A 17,729-nucleotide genomic window follows, 5' to 3' on the forward strand; every position below is an offset into this window, starting at 1 on the left:
ACAGCCTTAGCGCTTTTCGAGCTTGATCCGATACAAAGTGCCCGCATCACTGAGGGCAAGAATCTGGTTATTATCCAGACATACAGGACTACTTTGAATACCGCTGGAGGAAAGGCGGGTCTGACCAATCCGATGCCCGGATTCGGGATTGAAGGCGTAGAGATAGCCACCATTATCCGTTGCCAGCAAATCATTTCCACAACTACTCAGCCCGGTCATGGCATGACCTTTGAGTTTATTGTTTTTCCACAGGATACTGCCAGAACCAGGATCTATTTCAGAAATTACTCCATCTGAGTCGGCTACATACAAATGTCCCTTGAACCAGACTGGCGTTAAATACAACGACATGGGGACACTCCAGTTCTGAGTACCTCCCTGCTCAGTGTAGGCAGCCAGATTACCCTGATACGCTGCCGCAAAAACCTGATTATCAGCGACTATCGGACGTGCTGCCACATCCACCATCCGCGCCAGCTCGTTGCTGCCATGGGCAATAGCTACACGGGCATGCCACAGCTCAGCACCTGTAGAAAGGCTTAATGCCGTCAAAGTTCCATCGGCAAAACCGGCATAGACCACACCATCATGCACAGTCGGGGTCGAAACCGCCCGCAAGATAAGGGAGGGCTGGTTCATGGAGAATGTCCACTGAATTTTGCCATCTTTGGGGTTTAGCGCCCAAAGATGGCCATTTACGGTTTGCATCAGTAAGTGATCGTCGGCATAGACCACCGGCGTCAGCACTTCGGAGCTGAGTTGTACCGACCAGAGTTTATGACCATTTTTAGCATCAAAGGCAAATACCTTGCCAGCATTGGTGCCCGCGTAGACGACGCCATGGGCGATGGTGGCACCGCGCGCACTTTTGTCATCCAGACTGCGCATCCATTGCTGACTGCCCGATTCATTCATGCTGACCAGATGCCCGGAAGCATTAGCCACCACAATCTGATGCGCAGAGTGAGCAATTTCTGTTCCCTGGTAGGGATTGATAGGCCATAGTCCATAAAGCCGGGCCTGCCATTGGGTCGAAAAAGAAACTTTATTCTGACCTTTACTGATAGGTGGAGGCGTTTTGGGACTGGGTGAAGATTTAAACCAGGACATGATGCCGCAGCCATTAAGCAGGGCAGCAACCATTCCCAGAGCGGCTAAACGCCATATGCTTTTGAAAAAATCATTCCGCATCACGGCGCAACTCCAATATTGGCGATTTTCATTTGCAGATAAGTACGATAAGGGTCAGCCGCCGGCAAGGCTGCCATGGCCGATTGGTAGGCTTGTTCTGCCTGGCTGATCTGATTCAGAGAGGCATAAGCGTCCCCTTTGATTTCATCAGCCAAGGTAACATAGGCAGGCTGTGGATTTTTCAGCATATCCAGAGCCTTGTGTGCCTGATGCTGATCCACATACAGGCGTGCCAGATTCAAGCGGGCAAGGCTGCGCATGCCACGCGGTGCGCTGGTGTTCTCTATCACACTGTTGAGCGTTTTTTCTGCGGCAGGAACTTGTTTGCTCTCCATATCCATGCGTGCCAGAAAGAAATGCGCCATGGTTGCATAAGGGGTATGCGCGTACTGATGAATCAGCGTGTCCGCACTGGCACGGGCCGTGCTGGTCTGCCCCTGAACCATGGTATCTACCAGCTCACTATACAGTACAGCTGCTTTTTCGTTTTGATGGCGTTGATATTTCTCGTAGCCAAAAAACCCCATGGCGGCAAAAAGAATCACGAGAATACCCACAATCAGGGTAATACGATGGCGGGAGAGAAATGCGGAAAGTTCTTGACCGGTCACTTTGATCTTCTGGCAGTGGCAAAATTTTGCCCAGTATGGGGTGCATGCTTGGGGAAATCAACGCCGAGGCTTTGCAGACCAGTGATCACGGTCTCCAGACTGCCTTCCCAACGCCCTTCCCCGCCCTGTTCCTTGATGAATACCGGTTCACCTTGCAATTGTCCCAACCCAATGACTAGCTGGAACTGCGCCCGGGAACGTTCTGCCTGCTTCAGCAGAGCCTTGAAACCCGCAGGGCCTCCACTGACCACACTGATACCCAGATCGCGCAGAGATTCAGCCAGTTGCCAGGCACGGGCAAGACTATCTTCTTCCATGGCTCCGATGAAAAGAACGGGTTTGACGGCGCAGGCCTGGTTCCCCTGAATTTCCTGCAAGGCGAGTAAGCGTTCCAGCCCTACTGCGAAACCAACGGCGGGAGTATCCTGACCACCCAACTGCGCAACCAGTCCATCATAACGACCACCGGCCAGCACGGTTCCCTGAGCACCCAAGGCATCCGTAACCCATTCAAACACCGTCCGGTTATAGTAATCTAGCCCGCGTACCAGGCTGTGATTCAATTGATAGGGAATATCAAGAGCCGTCAGCAATTTTTGCAGACTGGCAAAATGCAGGGCCGATTCGGTATCGAGATGATCCACCAGATGTGGCGCACTGCTGGCAATCTGCTGACAGCCAGGTACTTTACAATCCAGAATTCGTAACGGATTGTGCTCCATACGGGTCTGACAATCAGTACATAAGGCTTCCTGTTGCGGTCGCAAATACTCCAGAAGTCGCTCACGGTAAGCCGCTCGCGCCTCCGGACTGCCCAATGAATTGATTTGTAAAGAGGCCTGCACCCCGGCCTGCTTCAGGATACGTGCAGACAGGGCGATGATTTCTGCATCTGTACCGGCTCCGGACTGACCGAAAACCTCAACGCCCAGTTGGTGAAATTGCCGATAACGGCCTTTCTGGGGACGTTCATGGCGAAACATGGGGCCCATGTAGTAATAACGTGGAGTCTGCCCACGCATGGTCTGATTCTGGATCGCTGCACGTACACAACCAGCGGTCCCTTCCGGACGCAGAGTAAGGCTATCACCATTACGATCGGCAAAGGTGTACATTTCTTTCTGGACAATGTCGGTGACGTCACCAATGGCGCGGGCAAATAGTTCTGTCGATTCCAGTAGCGGGAGGCGGACTTCGCCGTAATCATACAGTTGGAGCAATCCCCGCAAATCCGTTTCCAGGGCCTGCCAGGCTGCTGCTTCTGCGGGAAAAATATCGTTCATTCCCCGCACCGCCTGCAATCCCTTAACAGCCATACGGATAACTCACTTTCCCCAAACGAAGTCTTACCAAGCGCTCAGGCATCATTACGGGCTGCCTGACGCTCCGCAATTTCGGCACGAATCCGCTTTTCAATCACATCGACTATATCCACATTTTCTACCCGGTCTACCTGCTTGCCACGGTAATAGAGAATGCTGCGCTTGTCTCCGCCCGCCAGACCAATGTCCGCTTCCTTGGCTTCACCAATACCATTGACCACGCAGCCAATCACCGACACGTCCATGGGCTCAAGAATATCTTCAAGCCGCGCCTCCAGGGCATTGATGGTGCTGATGACATCAAACTCCTGCCGGGAACAGGAAGGGCAGGCAATCAGGTTAATTCCCTTCTGCCGCAGGTGCAGGCTCTTGAGAATATCAAAGCCAACCCGAATTTCCTCTACGGGATCAGCAGCCAGGGAAATACGGATGGTATCGCCGATGCCGTCGCGCAGCAGTAGACCCAGACCAATGGCGGATTTGACCGTACCCGAGCGCAGACCACCCGCCTCGGTAATGCCCAGATGCAGGGGATAATCCACTTTTTCTGAAAGCAGTCGGTATGCTCCTACTGCGAGAAAAACGTCGGAAGCTTTTACGCTGATTTTAACATCGTGGAAATTCAGCTCATCAAGAATGCTCACATGCCGCAAGGCAGACTCTACCAAGGCTTCAGGTGTGGGTTCGCCATATTTTTCCTGAATATCTTTTTCCAGGGAGCCGGCATTCACACCGATACGAATGGGAATACCTTTATCCTTGGCCATTTCCACGACCAAACGAGTTTTGTCCAGTGACCCGATATTACCGGGATTAATACGCAGACCATCGACACCGTCGGCCATGACCTGTAGAGCGATGCGATGATCAAAATGAATATCGGCGACCAGAGGTGTTTCCACCTGCGCGCGGATGGCCTTGAAAGCCTCAGCAGCATCCATACTGGGTACAGAAACCCGAACAATGTCTGCTCCCACCGCTTCCAGACGGCGAATTTGCGCCACAGTGGCTGCTACGTCCCGGGTTTCGGTATTGGTCATGCTTTGCACGCTGATCGGTGCATCTCCACCGATGGCTACTTTTCCAACGTGGATTTGCCGGGTTTTACGACGCTGAATAGGAGATTCATGGTGCATGGGATGCCTCGCTAGTAACAGATGCGCTGACAGAAAGCGCTGCGGAAGTGATTGGGGCAACAACGTCGGGTTGTGCACTATGGTTTAGCACAGCACGGTGCCGGTTAACAGGGCTGTTAAGGGCTGCCGAACTGTGTGCTGGAGCTGTAATCGCCGGAACTGCAGCAGATTGCGCGCTTGCGGCGGGGGCGGTTCCTAATTGCATGCGAGCCACTCCCATGGCGTTCACAGGAAGCGCGATGGCTTTACCTTGGTAATGAATGGTCACGCCCTGGGCATTGCCAACCAGAACCTGATAAGGGGGTTTCCCTGAGTTGACTTTGAGCAGATCACCCGGACGACCAAGGACCGCCAATAAGGTTTTACCGGCAGCGTCCTTGACCTGCACCCAGCAGTTGGCATGAAACTGGAAAGCGATTCCCGCAGTCGTACTACTGGTCACCGCAGAGCTGGTCGGAGCCGATTGCGCTGTGGCCGTCACCGGACTGGAGCTGCTCACAGCCTGACTGCGAGTAGCTACGACCACACTTTGAACAGAAGCAGTGGGCGCTGTATTGGAAATTGCTGGCTCCGCCACGGTCGCTGGCATGGAGGAAACACTGTGGCTGTTATTTTCAGGCAGTACGGTAGAAGCGTTCTCGCTCCGACCCCAGAACCACCAGACAGCCACTATCACGGCAATTAATATCAAGAAAGAAATCAGGAGGGTGCGTTTGCTGTAATCCAGTAAAGGGCTTTCGCCATCAGGAAGCAATTGGCGCGTCGGAGAAATTCCCGAGCCCGCGTTGGCGGCGTCATAATTACGCAGTAAAGGTTCCGGATCCAGATCCAGAATGCGTGCATAATTCTTGAGGAATCCACGCGCAAAAGTGGCTCCAGGAAGCACGGCATAATTCCCTTCTTCGAGCCCTTGAACCTGAATTTCAGTAATATGTAAGCGTTCTGCTACTTGCTTTAGAGTCCAGCCACGTGCTTCACGGGCATTTCGCAAATCCGGATTGCTGGAGCTTTCATCCATAGAGTCCATCTCTTAATCAGCCATGTTGCAGCAACAATTGTTGCGCTTTTTTTCCCGCATCGGAATACGGTGCTGCATTGACGCAGCGCTGCCACAGTGCGGCGGCTTGCTCCGGGCGTCCTTGCTGGGCGGCAATCTGTCCAGCCAAAAGTAATGCGCTGGCGTTATCTGGCTCCTGCGCAAGAACCACCTGTAAATGTCCATAGGCAGCTTGCACATTACCTTCTTTAAAATCCATTTCGGCCAGTATTTGCAAGGCGGGTGGATAGTTGGGAAGAAGATAGAGCGCGCGATTCAGCGCATTGCGAGCGGCAACCGGATCTTTGAGGCCCGCATAGGCCTGGGCCAAATTGGTCCAGGCAAATTGTGGCGTGCTGTATAAGGGATCGGCGGTAGCTTGCTTGAGTTGCACAATAGCCTGCTGGTAGTCACCCGTGTTAACCAAAAACGCACCATAATTATTACGATATTCCGGATTTTTGGCGTCCAGTGACAGGGCCTGTTCAAAAGCCTGGCGCGCCAGAGTTTTCTGACCTAGCTGCTCATAGGCCAGACCCATCACATTATAGGCATCTGCATAGCTGTCATCCGCCTGATTGGCCATTTGCAGTTCACGAATGGCTTGTCGGGGATGTCCATCCTGCAAATAAGCCGTGCCCAGTGAAGTATAAATACCCGCCTTGGCTTTACCATCATCGGCAGAAGCCTGAAGACTCTGGTCAGCCGCACGCGTTTTGTGTTCATGAGCAATAAAAGCGGCCATTTGTTGATCCGAACTCATGGCCGTATTTTTACTGCCAAACAGCCCACAACCACTCAACGCCGAAACGATAAGCAAACCAGGAATCCAGGTTATTTTATAGAAGCTGATTCGACCCGTTTTCATGCCTGAACCCTCAAAGGAATGCTGCGTCTACCATCGCGCACCTGTCCCGCGAGCTGTCCACAGGCAGCGGCGATGTCATCGCCACGCGGGCGACGGGTGACGGTCATCACATCGCCGCGCAGGATAATATCCCGAAAGGCATCAATGCGTTTTTGCGACGAACGCTGGTAATCAGAACCCGGAAAACTGTTAAACGGTATGAGATTCACCATGGCTGGAATACCCGACAAAATGCGCAACAGGGCACGGGCATCTGCATCGCTATCATTAACACCATCCAGCATGACATATTCAAAAGTAATGCGGCGACGCGGGAGCAGCGGATAGCGACGACAGGCATCGAGCAATTCAGCCAGGGGGTAATGACGATTAACCGGTACCAACACGTCACGGACTTCGTCCCGGCTGGCATGTAAACTGATTGCCAGATTGACCGGACTTTCCGCACCCAGCCGATCCAGACCCGGAACCACTCCAGCGGTGCTGACCGTGATGCGCTTGGGTCCAAAACCGTAGGCGAAATCATCGCGCAACAAATCCAGGGCCGGTAAGACCTGGCGTAAATTCAGCAGCGGTTCGCCCATACCCATGAAGACAATATTGGTAATGGCGTCCAAGCCCTGCATTTGCCGGGCCGCTCTGATCTGGGCAATTATTTCATGGGTATCGAGGTTACGGTTGAGTCCCTGAGCGCCCGTCGCACAGAAGCTGCAAGCCAGCGAACAACCTACCTGCGAGGAGACACAGAGGGTTCCCCGATCTTCCTCGGGAATAAAAACTGTTTCAATTGCATTTCCGTCAGGCAAACCCAACAACCACTTCCGGGTACCGTCAGCAGCGAGTTGGTCGGCAAGAATTTCGGGCTCTGCATATTGGGTTTGTTCACTGAGACGCGCACGCAACGCCTTGCTGATGTTGCTCATTTCCGCAAAGTCTGTGATCTGCCGTCCATGAATCCATTGCAGAATTTGCTTGGCCCGAAAGGGAGATTCTCCCCAATCGGCCAATAAACGCTCAAGGGACTGGCGTTCCAGCCCCAGAAGGTGCGGCTTTTGAGCCGGAATCACAGCACAAGCCTCGGCACTCATTTAGCGCGAAAAAATCTCCCGTTGACTAAAGAAATAACTGATTTCCCAGGCAGCTGTTTCGGCACTGTCAGAACCGTGAACGGCGTTGGCATCAATACTGTCAGCGAAATCTGCACGAATAGTTCCAGGCGCAGCATCTTTGGGGTTGGTCGCACCCATGAGATCACGATTTTTCAGGATCGCGCCCTCGCCTTCCAGCGCGCTGACCAGTACCGGGCCACTGCTCATGAAAGCACAGAGTTCACCGTAAAAGGGGCGGGCCTTATGAACTGCATAGAAACCACCCGCATCTTCCTGGCTGAGATGCAGCATTTTACTGGCTACCACCCGAAGACCCGCTGCTTCAAAACGACCCAGAATGGCACCTACTGCATTTTTCTGGACGGCATCGGGTTTGATAATGGACAAAGTGCGCTCAACAGCCATAAGTTCCTCAATAGGGATAGATTAAAAGTCGCCATAGGCTAGCATTACACCGGTTTACTGGCAATCGATAGTCCTGTTCCAGATGTTCTTACCCATGTCGTTCAGTTCCCGTAAAAATCTGGCGTTATGAGTGCTTTCGCTCAATGACTACGGAACAAAGCATCCCGGCAGTCAGCGGGAAATCCTTGGGTTTGCTTAAAATCCTGATGTGCACGGGAATGCGGGCAGGTAGACGAACCCAATTGAAGCTCGCGCGTACACTTGCTACGAGACGTGCCCCGGTGTGGCTTTCGCGATCAGTAATAGCTGGTGCGATACTCTCCACTAACCCTGGAAAAGTATGTGCAGATCCCAGCAGTCGCAGGTGCGCCTGATCTCCCACATGCACACCCTGTAGCCTGGTTTGTTCAAAGTAACCGTCAATCCAATAGCTGCCCGTCTCCACCAGGGCCAGAAGTGGCTTACCGGTTGCTGCGTAATCCCCTACGCGCAGACGTAGATGAGAAATGATACCCGCCACCGGAGCCCGCACCTGGGTATGGGCAAGATCATACTGTGCCAAATGGACACGCGCACGAGCAGCATCCGCTTGCGCCTGGGCTACGCGCACTTGCAGCAGGGCATCAGAGCGAGCCTCAGCCGAAACAACGTCGTCAGGCAAATGCGCCCGACGTGCCGACTGCTCCTGCCGCAACGCCAATTGCGCATTGGCATCCGCCAGTGCGGCCTGCGCATTGGCGAGAGCCAGACGATAGCGCTGTGGATCAATACGGAACAATACCATTCCGGCTGCCACTTTCTGATTATCCTTGACATAAAGATCAATCACTCGACCACCGACGTCGGCGTTGATTTGGGCAATTTGCGCCTGTACCACCGCATCTCTTGTCCAAGGCTGGTCCATATAGGCCTGCCAAAGCCGCCAACCCAGCCAGGCAGCAAGGAGCACGACCAGAATGTTAGCCAATACCCGCAATACGCGTGCAATCATTGATAAACCTCAAGGCCCAACAGTGCAAAAACGCACACAAACAGGGCCAGACGAAACAGTGCCGGATGCCATACCCAGCGATCCAGATCCCAACGACCGGTCCATTTGTCCACGATCAGATACAGAGTGACGCTCAGCCCAAAAACAGGCAAAAGCGTAGGCACCACGGCGCCAAAGAAGACTATTTCAACGGGCATGCTCAGCCTCGCTGTCTACCGAGAAGCGCCGTGAAACGCTGGCAATGACATGAACATAAACACGAAACAGGGCATCAGGCGGCAAAATAGGGTGTAAAGCCGTATCGACGATTTCTGCCGGTAAGTTAGCCGCAGCGTCCATCACCGCGCATAAACGTTTTTCATAATTTGCCGACATGGGTACCTCATATTTCTTGGGAAACGCTTCCAGTAAGGGAGTAACATATTGCGCTTCGTAGCGCTGCAAAGGTTGCTCACCATCCATTTCAGCTTGTGCATGCAGCAAAATACGCAGCTGCAGGATTCCTTCGGCGAGTTCATTAAGACGCATTACCTCGCGCAGAATTTTCAGGTCACTGGCCTGCTGAGGTGACAAATCTGCGGCCAATAAACGCAAATATTCACGACTTTCCGCTTCAAACTGGTTACGTAAATTAGGTAATGGAGCCTGCGCTGCAACCCGGACAAGCTCGCGAAAGCGTTGTAGAAGACGCCGTCGCTCCCAGTTATTTCCCACCGGAAAAATGAGATAAAAAGCAATTCCCACTATAAATACTGCCAGCAATTGTGCGCTCCCATTATTCAGCAATGCGCTATAGGATATTTCTTGCCCCTCTCCCGGAATGGCAAACAGGGGGAAAAATATACCAAAGCCAGCCGCTGTTCCTGACCACCGGGTACGCGTCAACAACCATGGAGAGATTAACAAAAACGGCAACAGCGCAAGGGCAAGCATTGGAAAACCAGATATTCGGGGTAAAAACTCCAGACTGAACAGGAGAGCCGCGAGGAAAGCAGTGAGTACACCAAACCCCATCTGGCGCACCGAAGCCAGCGGATTTGGAAAGGTTGAAAATAACGCGCTGAGGACCACAGCAATAATGACGGCTTCGGGACCAGAAGGCCACGCCGTGTTTAGCCAGAAAAGCGAAACCACCGCAACAACAATAATGCTGCGCAAAGCCGCGCTCAAGGGCTGGGCTATTTCGGTAGGCGGACGGTCAAAAGAGGCGTGCCAATGTTTCTCTTGTACCCTGGCAATCGCCAGCGGTAAGGGGGGGCCGCCATGATCGCCTCGGGATATATCAATTGCCCATAACTGACCATATAGCGCCGGAGCTCAGCCAGAAAGCGGGTGAGTAACATTATCAGGCTATCGAGAGCCAGTCGTTGATCCGCATTCAGATCATCCAGCAAAGAGACCCGTAATTCATCTAATTGCTGCCCGGTCCTGTTTTGCAGTCTCTGCAAGTGATTTTCCGCAGCAATTATTCCGCCATTCCGGATTTGTTGTTGTATCTCCTGAAAATCCAGACGCACCGAATCTATCAAATTTTCGGTTTTGAGACGCACCGGCGCGAGAGTATCGCGTTGCAGTCTACGAATATGACTATTCAGTAAATGCAGCGAACCCGAAGCAAACATCATGTCGGCAATCATCTGCCGAACGCGCATATTTTTACGGCGCCCACGACCACTTTCAAAAAGCGCCCCGGAACGATAACTATCCAGCTGCAAAATCTCCTGAATCGCTTCAAGATGCAGTGCAATCCAGTCAGCTCTAGGTACGCCCCCCTGCAGTACACGCAAAGTGTTGCGCAAAAAATGCAGCAGGCGCGCTTGTGCCGTCTGCTGCAGCAGATCTTCCAGCGGTTGCGGAAATACAATGGCACTCATGACCGAGGCCACAATGATCCCAAGCATCACGTCACTCAGGCGCGCAACGCCGATATAAAAGGCATGCTCAGGATCCAAGGCCGCAGGTAGCCCGACCAGCGCGGCAGTATAGCCGGCCAGCACAAAGGCATAAGCCTGAAAATTACGAAAATAACGCGCCCCGGCAGTGCAAAACCCAACCCAGAGAGCCAAGCCAGCCAGAAATCCCAGTCGTTCATCCGGGAAAGTCGCTACCAGCAACAAGGCGACCATACTGCCCGCAATAGTACCAATCGCCCGGTAAAAGCTCTTGGCCAGAACCATCCCGTTACGCGACTGCATCACAATAAACACGGTGATTACGACCGTACTGGGAGAGTCCAGCTGGAATCTATAAGCCAACCAAAGACCAATCAGCGCTGCAGCGGCTGTCTTGGCCCAGAAAATCCAGGTTTGCAGATCATGCTGGTAGAAACTCTGCCAATATTGGCGACTGGCAAGATTCAGGGTAATCATGATGGTGAATCCGGTCCCGTCCAGGTTTTTGGAATCATCCTTCCCCCAAGAGCAGCATAGAGTTTGATCAGATTCTGCCGGGCATAAGTATCCAGGCGAATTTGCTGCATCTGATTGTCGATGATAGGCAGTTGCGCCGCCATGACTGGCAGGGCATTACTGAGACCCGCTTGATATCTTTGTTGTTGTAATGCCGCGCTGCGCGACAAGGCTTCCGCGCGCCGCTGTAAGATTTCCCGCTCCTGACTGGCAGACTGCAATTGCCTCAGACTGAAAGCGACTTGCTGCAAAGCCTGTAACAAGCTTTTTTGGTATGCGGCGCGGGCTAGCTGATATTGCGCCTGGCTGGCATCAAAGTGGCCCCGCAGTCGCCCCCCGGTAAACAATGGCAAACTGATGGCTGGTCCCACACCCGCTTGTAAGGATCCAGGATGCAAAAAAGTAAGCAAGCCGCCTGCCGCTGCCAAACCACCCGCAAAAGCCACCAAATTGATATTGGGATAATAGGCATCGCGGGCAATATGCACCGCTGCAGCTGCTGCCTTGATGGTCATCAGCTGAGCGACAACATCCGGCCGTTCGGCAATCCATTCAGCCGGAACAGTGTTAGGTTGTTGCCAATGGGTCTGCAGCAGATTGGGCTGGTAATGCCGCAGCACCAAGGGGAGTTGGACACCCACACCGCAAAGTGTTGCCAAGACCTGACGATTGCTGTCGTACTTGGCCTTTTGTGCGGCTATTTCCTGCTCCAAACCCGCAAGACGTGCGATACTTGCCAGACTGATCAAGGAATCACTGAGGCCATGCTGCTGTCTTTCCTTTTCAATTTGTTCAAGCCGCTGCAAGATGTGATGCTCGGCCTGTAAACGCTGCAGAATGGCAGCACTGGCGTCTATTGCGAGAAGCTGTTGCAACACTGCATTTTCAAGAATCAACCTGGCGGCGCGCCTTTGTTGTTCGGCTGCTTGCAAGCGCAAGCGCGCCTCCTTGACCTGCTCTTGTTCCTTGCCCCAAAGATCAAGATGAAAAGAAAAATCGAACTTTAACGAATTGTTCCAGGAAGTTTCTCCGCCATAGGGGGGCAAATAAAATTGATTTTTGGTCCAACGACTTACCCCAATCTGCCCGGTGCCCTGGAGTTGTGGTTCGCGCTGCGCTCCCGCTTCGCGCAAGGCAGATAAAGCCAAGGCTATTCTGGCTTTCGCAGCAAGCATGTCCGGATTTTTTTCAAGAGCCAGTTGCATGATGTTTTGCTCTGGCTGATTGAGTAAAGGACGCCACCAGTCCGCAAGAGCAGCTACAGACGAGTTTTTTTGTGTCAAGTCACTGCCAAGCTGTAAATCCTGCAATGGGGTAGGCTTTGCCAAATGAGGCATGGGCGGTGCACAGCCAGCCAGCATGAACGCTGGCAGCAAGCAGCCAAGGAAATGCCAGGATTTCAATCATGTTCTCCCGTAGAAGATTTTGGAGCTTGGCCCGGAACCGGTAATTGTCGGCAGAGCCGATAGACCAGAATGAAAGTGTATTACAGCATTTGTTGTCTGATCCAGTCCGGCAAAGACTTCCGTGTTTGATCCTCTGCCGGATCCAGCACCAGATTCGCACTCTCTCTTTTAAACCAGGTGTCCTGGCGCTTGGCCAGCTGACGCGTTGCCGCCAGGGCTGCCGCATAAGCTTCTGCCGCTGTAAACTCGCCATTCAGGCGGGCAAAATATTGGCGGTAACCCACTGCCCGCATGGCGGGAAGATCAGGGGAGTAGTGGCGTTGCTGTAAAGCTTCCACTTCTTCCAGGAACCCCTCCTGGAGCATCAAATCCAGTCGTTGCTGAATACGGTTATGCAGCCAGGCGCGAGCCGGACGTAACAGGATTTTCAGCAGTGGTCCGGGGAAAGCGCCCTGCCACTGCCGCGATTGACTTAACGGTGCCCCGGTTTGCTGAATAATTTCCAGCGCACGCTGAATACGTTGCTGATCATGAGGCTGAATGCCTGCAGCCGTTTGCGGATCAAGAGCAGCCAGACGCAAATGTAATGCAGGCCAGCCCTCTTGCGCGGCTTCTTCCAGTAATTTACCCCGTATCTGCGGATCAGCAGGAGGCAGCTCGTCAATTCCGCGTTCCAGCGCCCGGAAGTACAGGCCGGTGCCCCCTACCAGCAGGGGAATGCGTTCCCGGGCGCGTGCCCGGGTGATGCAAGCCAGGGCATCTTCCCGAAAAAGTCCGGCGGAATAGGGTTCATCTGGTTCACGAATATCCACCAGAGCATGGGGATATTGCTGCCTTAGTGCGCAATCCGGCTTGGCGCTGCCAATATCAAAATGACGATAAACCAGCAGGGAATCGACGCTGATAATGTCTACCGGCAGCTGGTTGGCAATATGCATGGCCAGTTCTGTTTTGCCGCTCGCCGTAGGCCCCATCAGGAACAGGGCGGGAATCATCGGCCACGCAAAAACAGGCGGTCAAGATCCGCCAGAGAAAATTGCACAACCGTAGGCCGACCATGATTACATTGACCAAACCGGGGAGTAGCCTCCAGCTGGCGCAGTAGACTGTTCATTTCGTCCATGTTCAGACGCCGACTGGTCTTGATGGCCGCCCGACAAGCCATTTCTGCCAATACCGGATTACCCTCCACGTCACCCTGCCCCCAGGGTTTTTCCATATCCAGAAGCTCCGCAACCAGTTGCGCAAAATTGCGCGCATCCAATGAACGCAAAGCACCATGAATAGCCAAGGTGCCCGGCCCAGCTACGCTGATATCCAGACCGGCAGCTCGCAATGCCTCCTGCTGCTCTTCAAAACAGGCCATTTGGGCGGCGGTAACATGCACGTATTCGGGAATCACAAATTGTTGTTTATCCTCTGATTGGCAGTCTTTTTTCATCTTCTCGTAAAGGATGCGCTCATGCGCCGCATGTTGATCCACCAGAATCATGCCTTCCTGATTCTGCGCCACGATAAAGCGGGCATGAATTTGCGCTACGGCTTGCCCCAGCGGATATTCCGGCGCCAGGGACTGCTCCTGCGGAGATTGCCCGACGCAATTTTCTACTGAACGCGACGTACCGGCTGCAACCATCTGCTCCCAATAAGCGGCTGTCCGGGCCTCTGCGACAACGCTCAAGTCCTGCTGGAAGGAAGGTACATAAGCAGAAGACGGACCAGAAGGCGGACGGATAGCACCGGGATTATCCATAGCAAGGCCGAGGGGGCGCATTGCTGGCTGTACCGGAACGGAAATTTGCGGTTTATCCCCGCCCTGCTCGGCAATAATCCGGCGCAGGGTATGAAAAAGGAAATCATGTACCGCACGACTATCCCGAAAACGCACTTCAGCCTTGGCTGGATGCACGTTCACATCCACTTGCTCGGCAGGTATATCCAGATATAAAACAAACAACGGGTGGCGATCCTGAAACAATACATCCTGATAGGCAGCGCGCAAGGCATGGGTCAACACCGGATCACGCACCGGACGACCATTGACGAAAAAGTATTGTTCGTCGCCCCGTGCACGATTATAGGTAGGCAAGCCCAGCCAGCCCCGCAGCGACATACCCTGATCACTTTGCTCGAGGTACAGCGCATTTGCCAAAAAACCTTCGCCCAGGATGCTTGCGACTCTTGCCGAACGGGCTTCGGCATCAGTGGCCGCCGGATACTGCACCAGGCTGCGACGATTTTGCAGCAGTTGAAAAGCCACCGGGAAATTGGCCAGAGCTATCTGTCGGAGCACCTTCTGGATACGCGTCAATTCGGCGGCAGCCGAACGCAGAAATTTGCGGCGCGCCGGGACATTGTAAAACAGATCGGCCACCTGCACCGTCGTTCCGGGAGCGCGGGCAGCAGGTTCCGAGGCCAGGACCTCACCACCATGCACCTGGAGCCGGGCACCCTGCCCCGCGTCGTGCGTTCTGCTCAGAATTTCCATCCGCGCCACCGACGCAATGGCTGGCAGTGCTTCACCACGAAAGCCCATGGTCTGGATAGCCTGCAAATCCTCCCAGCTTGACACCTTACTGGTGGCATGACGCTCCAGCGCCAGCGGCAGATCTTCGGGTAATATGCCGGTGCCGTTGTCTTCCACACTCAGCAAATCCATACCACCACCCTGTAATTGAATGGTGATCCGGGAAGCCTGTGCATCCAGACTATTTTCCAGCAGTTCCTTGAGGATCGAGGCGGGCCTTTCCACCACCTCCCCCGCTGCGATTTGATTGGCGAGGGTGGCGTCCAGGCGGCGCACGCGTGAGGGACCAGTCACTGGCTTGTTCATGCAATGCGCGCCAGATCAACAGGTAAAGTCTGCACCCAGGCTTCGGCGCGCGGATGCTGCGCCGTTGCTGACAAATGATGGCGGGCATCAGGGAGAATGTGCAAATGCAGTTTGAGATCAGCACTCGGCAGATGCCCCTTGCCTTTTTCCGGCCATTCGATCAGCCATAGGGCAGGTGTCGCCAGATAATCACGTATACCGATAAATTCCAGCTCTTCTGGATCATTCAAACGATACAAATCCAGATGATGTGCCAGCCCGGATTTTGTTTCATAGGTTTCGAGCAGAGTATAGGTTGGACTTTTGATGGATTGGGTGACGCCCAGCGCCCGCAAAATACCCTGGGCAAGCGTAGTTTTACCAACTCCCAGGTCGCCTTCCAGATAAATGACTGCCGGTGCTTGTAAGGTTTGCGCCAAGGCCGCCCCCCAGGACTGGCAAATATCTGCACTGGGAAAGTCCCAATCCATCCGCAAACTCAGGGTTTTAACAGATGCTGGAGAATATCGGAGCGGGTGATAATACCCAACAGCTTTCCATCTGTATCCACAACAGGCAAGGCATGCACTTCCTTACGCAAGAGTTTTTCGGCGACCGCATCGGTGTTTTCATCGGGTCCGGCGGTCACGACCTTGGTAGTGGCCAACTGGCCTGCAGTAACAGCCGTGACCTTACGCAATTCTTCTTCATATTCATGCATGCCACCCAACGGAATCAATCCATCGAGAATGGTCAACATGGTGGGCAAATGCACCTCGCGGTTGGCATCAATCAGGTCGCGCTCACCGATCATGCCGACCAGATGCCCGGAGGCATTGACTACGGGAATACTGTGATGCCCCGTCTGCAGCAAGATTTTGCCGACATTCTTGACCGAATCATCTTCCTGCACCGTGCTGGCCGCACGCGTCATGATTTCCTGAGCCGTTGTCATTGGGTTCTTCCTTCCGCCATGGCGTCAAATAATGTTTGGAGAATAGTGTCTATTTCCTGCTCTGTCACCGACAGAGGGGGCACAATGGTGAGCAGATCACCAAGCGGGCGGCTATAAACCCCCATTTCCCGGGCACGTTTACAGACCATGTATTCGACACGTTCGCCATAAGGGTAAGCCGCTCCGGTAGCCGGGTCACGCAAGGGAATGGCCGCCATCAAGCCAAATTGCCGAGGATCACCTGCCCAGGGTTGATGGTGAAACACTTCCAGACCTGCGCGCAGTTTTTCGATTTTATTCGGAATTTCGGACAACAAATAGCCTTCAGCAAAAATGCTCAGATTTTCCAGGGCCACTGCAGAGGCCAAAGGGTTAGCCGTAAAAGTGTGCCCGTAATAAAACTGCTTGGCTTCGCCAAAGGGTGCCAGAAATGCCTGATAGATTTTTTCTGAAGTCAGCGTTGCGGCAATGGGTAAATAACCGCCGCTCAGTCCTTTGCCGAGCGCCAGCAAGTCGGGTTCGACCTGTTCTTTTTGGCAGGAGAACAATTGGCCGCTGCGACCAAAGCCCGTGGCCACTTCGTCAACAATAAGCAGGACATCATGGGTATTACAGAGCTTTTGTGCGCCCGACAAGACCCCGGGTGGAAAAGGCAACATCCCGGCTGCACCCTGCACGCCTCCTTCCAGAATCAAAGCGGAAATATGGTCTTTTTCTGCCAGTAAAGCGGCTTCCAACGTATTCAGCCAGAGCTTGGCTGCCTGTGCGGCATCCCCCTGACATTGTTCCCATTGCAACACATAAGGGCTGGGTAACCTGCGCGTCGGGAACAGCAAATGACCATACACTTCGTGAAAAAGCGGAAATCCACCCACCGAAACAGCCCCCACGGTATCGCCGTGATAAGCGTTATCGAGGGTCAAAAAAAGATGCTTTTCCGGACGCCCGATGTTGGCCCAGTACTGTGCAGCCATTTTAATAGCCACTTCTACCGCTTCGGAACCATCTTCACTGAAAAAACAGTGTTGCAGGGATTCCGGTGTGCACTCAACCAGCTTTTTGGCGAGACGGATAGCCGGTGGATTACTGGCACCCAGGGCTGTCGTATGCGCAACCTTTCCCAACTGCTCCAGAAGGGCAGCATCAAGGCGCGGATGGCGATGACCATGCACATTACACCAAAGGCTCGCAACCGCATCCAGACAACGCGCGCCATCCACATCATACAAATAATGGCCTTCCGCCCTCTCGATAATCCAGGGATCATCATCACCATAACATTGCATCTGGGTGAAGGGATGCCAAAAATAACGGCGGTCCCAGGCTTTCAGCATTTCGGTTTCAGACATGGATGGCATTCAACTCCTGTATGACAAAAGGTAGTTCTTCAAGAATATTGCTGGCCAACAGACTTTCTTCTCCCAAACGTCGGGCAGCACGATCTCCGGCGAGGGCATGAATGGCAACCCCCAGAATCAA

General features: G+C 53.5%; 18 protein-coding genes. All 18 read right to left on the reverse strand.

The window, feature by feature from the left end; genetic code table 11:
- Positions 1-6: 6 nt before the first annotated feature.
- Entirely contained in the window at positions 7-1,191 is a 1,185-nt protein-coding gene (gene bamB / locus HAP95_RS15675) for an outer membrane protein assembly factor BamB (RefSeq protein WP_215885084.1), read from the reverse strand.
- On the reverse strand, positions 1,191-1,802 hold the full coding sequence (locus HAP95_RS15680) for a YfgM family protein (protein WP_215885069.1): 612 nt from the start codon (positions 1,800-1,802) through the stop codon (positions 1,191-1,193). The genes bamB and HAP95_RS15680 overlap by 1 nt, the downstream gene beginning before the upstream one ends.
- Complete coding sequence (hisS, locus tag HAP95_RS15685) at positions 1,799-3,118, reverse strand: histidine--tRNA ligase (RefSeq protein WP_215885070.1); 1,320 nt, start codon at positions 3,116-3,118, stop codon at positions 1,799-1,801. Before hisS ends, HAP95_RS15680 begins: the two co-directional genes overlap by 4 nt.
- A 41-nt stretch (positions 3,119-3,159) precedes the next feature.
- Positions 3,160-4,260: a flavodoxin-dependent (E)-4-hydroxy-3-methylbut-2-enyl-diphosphate synthase gene (gene ispG / locus HAP95_RS15690; RefSeq protein ID WP_215885071.1), complete on the reverse strand. Its 1,101-nt coding sequence runs from the start codon at positions 4,258-4,260 to the stop codon at positions 3,160-3,162.
- On the reverse strand, positions 4,250-5,278 hold the full coding sequence (locus HAP95_RS15695; protein ID WP_215885072.1) for a RodZ domain-containing protein: 1,029 nt from the start codon (positions 5,276-5,278) through the stop codon (positions 4,250-4,252). Before HAP95_RS15695 ends, ispG begins: the two co-directional genes overlap by 11 nt.
- Before the next feature lie 16 nt (positions 5,279-5,294).
- The gene (gene pilW, locus HAP95_RS15700; RefSeq protein WP_215885073.1) at positions 5,295-6,164 is read right to left on the reverse strand and encodes a type IV pilus biogenesis/stability protein PilW; all 870 of its coding nucleotides are present in this window, start codon (positions 6,162-6,164) and stop codon (positions 5,295-5,297) included.
- Complete coding sequence (gene rlmN / locus HAP95_RS15705) at positions 6,161-7,252, reverse strand: dual-specificity RNA methyltransferase RlmN (RefSeq protein WP_215885074.1); 1,092 nt, start codon at positions 7,250-7,252, stop codon at positions 6,161-6,163. The genes pilW and rlmN overlap by 4 nt, the downstream gene beginning before the upstream one ends.
- Positions 7,253-7,678 carry a nucleoside-diphosphate kinase gene (ndk, locus tag HAP95_RS15710; protein ID WP_215862938.1) on the reverse strand — a complete coding sequence of 142 codons (426 nt, stop codon included), beginning with the start codon at positions 7,676-7,678 and terminating at the stop codon, positions 7,253-7,255.
- Positions 7,679-7,802: 124 nt separating this feature from the next.
- On the reverse strand, positions 7,803-8,669 hold the full coding sequence (locus HAP95_RS15715) for an efflux RND transporter periplasmic adaptor subunit (RefSeq protein WP_215885075.1): 867 nt from the start codon (positions 8,667-8,669) through the stop codon (positions 7,803-7,805).
- A complete protein-coding gene (locus HAP95_RS15720) occupies positions 8,666-8,866 on the reverse strand; it encodes a DUF1656 domain-containing protein (protein ID WP_215885076.1) in 201 nt (66 codons plus the stop codon). Before HAP95_RS15720 ends, HAP95_RS15715 begins: the two co-directional genes overlap by 4 nt.
- Positions 8,856-9,827 (reverse strand): FUSC family protein, encoded by a 972-nt coding sequence (locus HAP95_RS17360; RefSeq protein ID WP_264318864.1) that lies wholly within the window; start codon positions 9,825-9,827, stop codon positions 8,856-8,858. The genes HAP95_RS15720 and HAP95_RS17360 overlap by 11 nt, the downstream gene beginning before the upstream one ends.
- 20 nt (positions 9,828-9,847) lie before the next feature.
- Positions 9,848-11,038: an FUSC family protein gene (locus HAP95_RS17365; protein ID WP_215885077.1), complete on the reverse strand. Its 1,191-nt coding sequence runs from the start codon at positions 11,036-11,038 to the stop codon at positions 9,848-9,850.
- Positions 11,035-12,480 (reverse strand): efflux transporter outer membrane subunit, encoded by a 1,446-nt coding sequence (locus HAP95_RS15735; protein ID WP_215885078.1) that lies wholly within the window; start codon positions 12,478-12,480, stop codon positions 11,035-11,037. The genes HAP95_RS17365 and HAP95_RS15735 overlap by 4 nt, the downstream gene beginning before the upstream one ends.
- A gap of 83 nt (positions 12,481-12,563) precedes the next feature.
- A complete protein-coding gene (miaA, locus tag HAP95_RS15740) occupies positions 12,564-13,478 on the reverse strand; it encodes a tRNA (adenosine(37)-N6)-dimethylallyltransferase MiaA (protein WP_215885079.1) in 915 nt (304 codons plus the stop codon).
- Entirely contained in the window at positions 13,475-15,316 is a 1,842-nt protein-coding gene (gene mutL, locus HAP95_RS15745; RefSeq protein WP_215885080.1) for a DNA mismatch repair endonuclease MutL, read from the reverse strand. Before mutL ends, miaA begins: the two co-directional genes overlap by 4 nt.
- A complete protein-coding gene (gene tsaE, locus HAP95_RS15750) occupies positions 15,313-15,786 on the reverse strand; it encodes a tRNA (adenosine(37)-N6)-threonylcarbamoyltransferase complex ATPase subunit type 1 TsaE (protein WP_215885081.1) in 474 nt (157 codons plus the stop codon). Before tsaE ends, mutL begins: the two co-directional genes overlap by 4 nt.
- 8 nt (positions 15,787-15,794) lie before the next feature.
- A complete protein-coding gene (locus HAP95_RS15755) occupies positions 15,795-16,250 on the reverse strand; it encodes a CBS domain-containing protein (RefSeq protein WP_215885082.1) in 456 nt (151 codons plus the stop codon).
- Entirely contained in the window at positions 16,247-17,599 is a 1,353-nt protein-coding gene (gene bioA / locus HAP95_RS15760) for an adenosylmethionine--8-amino-7-oxononanoate transaminase (RefSeq protein WP_215885083.1), read from the reverse strand. Before bioA ends, HAP95_RS15755 begins: the two co-directional genes overlap by 4 nt.
- Positions 17,600-17,729 lie beyond the last annotated feature (130 nt).

Origin of the sequence: Acidithiobacillus sulfurivorans (assembly GCF_018853815.1) — a bacterium.
GTDB classification, from domain to species: domain Bacteria; phylum Pseudomonadota; class Gammaproteobacteria; order Acidithiobacillales; family Acidithiobacillaceae; genus Acidithiobacillus; species Acidithiobacillus sulfurivorans.

Coding starts and splice junctions, on each gene's coding strand:
- HAP95_RS17365 (WP_215885077.1), bottom strand. CDS start 11,038: ATGATTACCCTGAATCTTGCCAGTCGCCAATATTGGCAGAGTTTCTAC.
- HAP95_RS15720 (WP_215885076.1), bottom strand. CDS start 8,866: ATGCCCGTTGAAATAGTCTTCTTTGGCGCCGTGGTGCCTACGCTTTTG.
- mutL (WP_215885080.1), bottom strand. CDS start 15,316: ATGAACAAGCCAGTGACTGGTCCCTCACGCGTGCGCCGCCTGGACGCC.
- HAP95_RS15695 (WP_215885072.1), bottom strand. CDS start 5,278: ATGGATGAAAGCTCCAGCAATCCGGATTTGCGAAATGCCCGTGAAGCA.
- bamB (WP_215885084.1), bottom strand. CDS start 1,191: ATGCGGAATGATTTTTTCAAAAGCATATGGCGTTTAGCCGCTCTGGGA.
- pilW (WP_215885073.1), bottom strand. CDS start 6,164: ATGAAAACGGGTCGAATCAGCTTCTATAAAATAACCTGGATTCCTGGT.
- ispG (WP_215885071.1), bottom strand. CDS start 4,260: ATGCACCATGAATCTCCTATTCAGCGTCGTAAAACCCGGCAAATCCAC.
- tsaE (WP_215885081.1), bottom strand. CDS start 15,786: ATGGATTGGGACTTTCCCAGTGCAGATATTTGCCAGTCCTGGGGGGCG.
- HAP95_RS15715 (WP_215885075.1), bottom strand. CDS start 8,669: ATGATTGCACGCGTATTGCGGGTATTGGCTAACATTCTGGTCGTGCTC.
- hisS (WP_215885070.1), bottom strand. CDS start 3,118: ATGGCTGTTAAGGGATTGCAGGCGGTGCGGGGAATGAACGATATTTTT.
- bioA (WP_215885083.1), bottom strand. CDS start 17,599: ATGTCTGAAACCGAAATGCTGAAAGCCTGGGACCGCCGTTATTTTTGG.
- ndk (WP_215862938.1), bottom strand. CDS start 7,678: ATGGCTGTTGAGCGCACTTTGTCCATTATCAAACCCGATGCCGTCCAG.
- rlmN (WP_215885074.1), bottom strand. CDS start 7,252: ATGAGTGCCGAGGCTTGTGCTGTGATTCCGGCTCAAAAGCCGCACCTT.
- HAP95_RS15755 (WP_215885082.1), bottom strand. CDS start 16,250: ATGACAACGGCTCAGGAAATCATGACGCGTGCGGCCAGCACGGTGCAG.
- miaA (WP_215885079.1), bottom strand. CDS start 13,478: ATGATTCCCGCCCTGTTCCTGATGGGGCCTACGGCGAGCGGCAAAACA.